Genomic DNA, 280 nt, shown 5'->3' on the forward strand with positions numbered 1-280 from the left:
ACTGATCAACTTCAACCCAGTCTGGGCAATCTGGCTGGAGTGGTTCGCATGCAGCTCAAACAGCTTGCGCCGGGCATGAGCCATGCAGCCCGCCTCCACGATGCCCTTTGTGAATAACGATTTGTAGCCACTGGTATGTGGTGCACCACATACCAGTGGCTATGTTGCTGCCAAAGATATGTTGCGTCGACCCGTTCTCCGACGGGCGATCCACTCGTCCGTCGGAGAACCTGTGCGCACATAAGTTCCGGGTGCTTGGCGGCTACAGCTGCTTCATGAA

1 pseudogene is annotated in these 280 nt (G+C 56.1%); it reads right to left on the reverse strand.

Features of this window, described 5'->3' with window-relative positions:
- Positions 1-132: pseudogene (locus tag C5P05_RS00360) on the reverse strand (IS66 family transposase); the annotation flags it as partial.
- Positions 133-280 lie beyond the last annotated feature (148 nt).

This window comes from Rhodoferax ferrireducens (genome assembly GCF_003347515.1).
Lineage (GTDB): Bacteria > Pseudomonadota > Gammaproteobacteria > Burkholderiales > Burkholderiaceae_C > Rhodoferax.